Origin of the sequence: Crenalkalicoccus roseus, assembly GCF_004761865.1 — a bacterium.
Taxonomy (GTDB): Bacteria; Pseudomonadota; Alphaproteobacteria; order Acetobacterales; family Acetobacteraceae; genus Crenalkalicoccus; species Crenalkalicoccus roseus.
The window spans coordinates 1-3,816 of the sequence record NZ_SJDM01000086.1; the positions used below are offsets into that span (position 1 = coordinate 1).

Annotated in this window: 5 protein-coding genes; 1 reads left to right on the forward strand and 4 read right to left on the reverse strand. The window is 73.2% G+C overall.

What is annotated here, in order from left to right:
* Positions 1-22: 22 nt before the first annotated feature.
* Genes ET526_RS20820 through ET526_RS20830 form a run of 3 tightly spaced genes read right to left on the reverse strand, consistent with a single transcriptional unit; the run spans position 23 to position 2,597 of the window.
* Positions 23-739 (reverse strand): haloacid dehalogenase type II, encoded by a 717-nt coding sequence (locus ET526_RS20820; protein ID WP_135470979.1) that lies wholly within the window; start codon positions 737-739, stop codon positions 23-25.
* 5 nt (positions 740-744) lie between these two features.
* A complete protein-coding gene (locus ET526_RS20825) occupies positions 745-1,614 on the reverse strand; it encodes an isocitrate lyase/PEP mutase family protein (RefSeq protein WP_135470969.1) in 870 nt (289 codons plus the stop codon).
* A gap of 20 nt (positions 1,615-1,634) precedes the next feature.
* Complete coding sequence (locus ET526_RS20830; RefSeq protein WP_135470972.1) at positions 1,635-2,597, reverse strand: Bug family tripartite tricarboxylate transporter substrate binding protein; 963 nt, start codon at positions 2,595-2,597, stop codon at positions 1,635-1,637.
* Positions 2,598-2,715: 118 nt separating this feature from the next.
* Here ET526_RS20830 and ET526_RS20835 point away from each other — a divergent pair, with 118 nt between their 5' ends.
* Positions 2,716-3,117, forward strand: a complete 402-nt coding sequence (locus tag ET526_RS20835) for a nuclear transport factor 2 family protein (RefSeq protein WP_135470975.1) — start codon at positions 2,716-2,718, stop codon at positions 3,115-3,117.
* A gap of 129 nt (positions 3,118-3,246) precedes the next feature.
* Here the strand turns inward: ET526_RS20835 and ET526_RS20840 are convergent.
* The coding region (locus ET526_RS20840; protein WP_135470977.1) for an LLM class flavin-dependent oxidoreductase at positions 3,247-3,816 on the reverse strand (570 nt) is incomplete at its 5' end.

The window sequence follows — 3,816 nt, forward strand, 5'->3', positions numbered from 1 at the left end:
GGATCAGGTTTGTCCACGCGGCTTAGCAGCCAAGCCGGTGGGCGAGGTCCTGGAAGTCGCGCGCCACCACGTCCCAGGGCTCCGCGGGCTCGAGGTCGGTGGCCTGGCCGGGGCCGTGCTCGGTCGGGCGGGGGACGAAGGCGGTGGCGAGGCCAGAGCCGCGCGCCGCCTTCAGGTCGTTGTTGTGCGCGGCGACCAGGCAGACCTCCGCCGGGCGCAGGCCGAGGATCTCGGCGGTGCGCAGATAGGCCTCCGGCTGCGGCTTGTAGGCCTGCGCCACCTCGGCGCCGAGGATCGCGTCCCAGGGCAGGCCGGCGCGCTTGGCCATGTTCGCCAGCAGCGCGATGTTGCCGTTGGACAGCGGCGCGATGAAGTACCTCCGCCTCAGCCGGACGAGGCCGGCCACCGCCTCCGGCCAGGGGTCCAGCCGGTGCCAGGCGCGGTTCAGCGCGTCGAGCTCCGACTCTCCGATCCGCGCGGGGTCGAGGCCATGGTCGCGCAGCACCGCTTCCAGGTTCTCCCGGTGCAGCAGGTCGAGGCGGGTGAAGGGGCGGCGTCCGCTGCGGCATTCCTCCATCGCCGGCTGGTAGCGCCTGCGCCAGGCGTCGGCGAAGCCGCGCGGATCGATGTCGCCGCGCCCGTGGCGGGCGAGGAAGGGGGCGGCGTCGCGCGCAATGCCCTCGCGCCAGTCCACCACCGTACCGAAGACGTCGAAGACCAGCGCCTTCACGCTCTCCATCGCGCTCACCGCCCCGCCTCCTCCGCCCAGCGGCGCTCGAATTCCCACACCTCCGGAAAGCCCATCAGCTCGGTCATGCGCGCGAACCCGTAGGATTCGCCGAGCGCGGCGCTGTCGCCGTGGCGCTTCAGATGCGCATAGGCGCGCTCCAGCGCCGCCGCGGCGGCGAGGAAGCCGATGGCGGGGTAGATGGCGATGGCGTAGCCGAGCGCGCGCAGCCGCTCCGCGGGCAGGATCGGCGTGCGCCCGCCCTCGACCATGTTGGCGAGCAGGGGCTTTCGGATGGCGCGGCCGATCTCGGCCATCTCCGCCTCGCTCTCCGGGCTCTCGATGAACACCACGTCGGCGCCGGCCTCGGCGTAGATGCGGCCGCGGCGGATCGCCTCCGCCAGGCCGAGCGTGGTGCGCGCGTCGGTGCGGGCGACGATCAGGAAGTCCGGATCGCGCCGCGTCTCGGCGGCGACGCGGATCTTCAGCGCCATCTCCTCGGCCGGGATCACCCGCCGGCCCGGCGTGTGGCCGCACTTCTTCGGCATCTCCTGGTCCTCGAGCTGGATGCCGGAGACGCCCGCGGCCTCGTAGCCCATCACGGTGTGGCGCACGTTCAGGAGGCCACCATAGCCGGTGTCGGCGTCGGCGATCACCGGCGTGCGGCAGCCGCGCGCCATGGCGCCCACCCGCCCCACCATGTCAGTGTAGGTGGCGATGCCCGCATCGGCTACGCCGAGATGCGAGGCGACGGTGCCGAAGCCGGTGATGTAGAGGCACTCGAAGCCCATGCCGTCGGCGATCCTGGCGCTGATCATGTCGAAGATGCCGGGGGCGACGACGAACCGTCCCGACTCGAGGGCGGATCTGAGGCGGGGATCGGCCATGGCGAAGGTCTCCTCTTGCTCTATTGCTGCGGGCGGATATGCCCCGCGGCGGCGGCCGCGGACCAGAGGCGGTCCTCCTCGCGCATCGCCTCGAGCAGCGCGGCGGCGGGGCGGAGGTCGGGCTCGACGCCCATGGCCGCGAAGCGGGATTTCAGCGTCTCGTCGGTGTAGGCCTCGGCCAGCGCGGCGTGGAGGCGGCGCACGACCGGCTCCGGCAGGCCGGCCGGGCCGAACATCGCCACCCAGCCGGCCAGCGCGAGGTCCACACCCTGCTCGCGCAGGGTCGGCACCTCGGGGAAGAAGGGCGTGCGCGTTGGGGTCGAGGCGGCGAGCACGCGCACCCGCCCGGTGCCCATGTGCGGCATGGCGCTGACGGTGCTGGTCCAGCCCACCGGCAGGTGGCCGGCGACGACGTCGTTCATGAGCTGCCCGCCGCTGCGGTACTGCACGTCCGGCATGTCCACGCCGGCGCGGCGCGCCAGCTCCTGCCCGATGAAGGAGGAGAGCGCCTCGGTGCTGCCGGTGCCGACGCGCCCCGGGTTGCGCCGCGCGTGATCGAGCATGGCGCGCAGGTCGGGGAAGGGCTGCCCCGCGCCGGCGACCAGCACCATGGTGTTGCGCGTCAGCATGGCGATGGGCGTGAAGTCGCGGATCGGGTCGTAGGGAAGCTGCGGCAGGTGGTAGCGGTTGGCGACGTGGGTGGAGACCACGGCCATCAGCGTGTGCCCGTCCGGTTCCGCCCGCGCCACCAGGTCCGAGCCGATCACGCCGGCGCCGCCGGAGCGGTTCTCCACCACCACCGGCTGCGGCAGGGCCGGCCGCAGCGCCTCGGCGAGCGCCCGCGCGAGCAGGTCGGTCCCGCCGCCGGGCGCGTAGGGCACGACGAGGCGGATCGGCCGCGCGGGCCAGGCGGGCTGCGCCCCGGCGCGGGGCGCGAGGAGGGGCAGGGCGGCGGCGAGCAGCCCGCGTCTGGCGAGGGGCATGGCGGGGTTCCTCCTTCGTCGCGCCGAGTATCGGCCCCGCCCGGCCCGGCGGCCAGGGGGGTGCGCGGCGGGCGCGGCCCGTGCCAGGATGGCGCGCCCAACGAGGGAGGAGGACCCGATGCCGGATGCCAGCGGCAAGCCCGCCACGGCCGGCACCGTCGCCGAGATCGAGGCGGTGATCCGGACCTATTTCGACGGCCTTCACGAGGGCGACGTGGAGAAGCTCGCCGCCGCCTTCCATCCCGTCAGCCACCTCTACTGCGAGAAGGATGGCGGCGTGCTCGACGTGCCGCGGGAGCAGTGGTTCGAGATGGTGCGCACCCGCCCGAGCGCGGCCTCGCGCGAGCTCGCGCGCGACGACCGGATCCTGCTGATGGACATCAGCGGGCCGGAAACGGCGCTGGTGAAGGTCGCCTGCCAGATCCCGCCGCGCTACTTCACCGACTACCTGGTGCTGACCCGCACCGGGGAGGGATGGCGGATCGTCAGCAAGGTCTACCGCGTGGAGGAGCGGGGATAGGGCGGATCCCGTCCGGGCGCTTCCGCCCGGACGGGCGAGGATGCCCGCGCATCGAGCATCCGGGGCATTCGCCGCGGGCCGCCGAGGCGGGCGGAAAATGCCCTGGAGCACCCCGCGCCTGGCCGCGGCCTACTCCGCGGCCAGGCGCGGCTGGAAGGCGGGCGGCGCCGCGCGCTCGCTCTCGGCAATGGGCTTCGGCCACCAGCGGTCCTCCCATTCCGAGAACAGGTCGCGGAGCTGCGGCATCACCTTCTCGGCGAACAGCCGCGTGTTGTACTTGGTGAGCTGCTTCGACATGTTGCCGAACTGCAGCAGCAGCATGAAGTGGCCGACGTTCAGCGACCTCGCCACCTCGCGGAGCTGCTCGGCCACCTCGTCGGGGCTGCCGATGATGACGTAGCCGCGGTCCACGATGCCAGCCATCTCCTTGGCGGTGCCGGCGAAGCGCTCCTGCGTGCCCTTGCCGAGGGTGCTGTCGGCACCGGCGGCCTTCGCCACCTGGCTGGTCAGGCCTGCGCGCTGCGTCGCCTCGGTCATGTAGCCGGGCGGCGTCGCCCAGCGGCCGTCCACGTGCAGGCAGCGGCCGTAGAAATACTCCGCCGGCTCCTTGTACAGCTCCATCGCCTGCTCGCGCGTCTCGGCAACGCCGACGAATTGCAGGAAGCCCGCGCGGTAGGGGTTCCGGTCCTTGCCGAGGCG

Excerpts from the sequence above, each read along its gene's own strand:
- ET526_RS20820 (WP_135470979.1), bottom strand. The coding sequence starts at position 739 with ATGGAGAGCGTGAAGGCGCTGGTCTTCGACGTCTTCGGTACGGTGGTG.
- ET526_RS20830 (WP_135470972.1), bottom strand. The coding sequence starts at position 2,597 with ATGCCCCTCGCCAGACGCGGGCTGCTCGCCGCCGCCCTGCCCCTCCTC.
- ET526_RS20825 (WP_135470969.1), bottom strand. The coding sequence starts at position 1,614 with ATGGCCGATCCCCGCCTCAGATCCGCCCTCGAGTCGGGACGGTTCGTC.
- ET526_RS20835 (WP_135470975.1), top strand. The coding sequence starts at position 2,716 with ATGCCGGATGCCAGCGGCAAGCCCGCCACGGCCGGCACCGTCGCCGAG.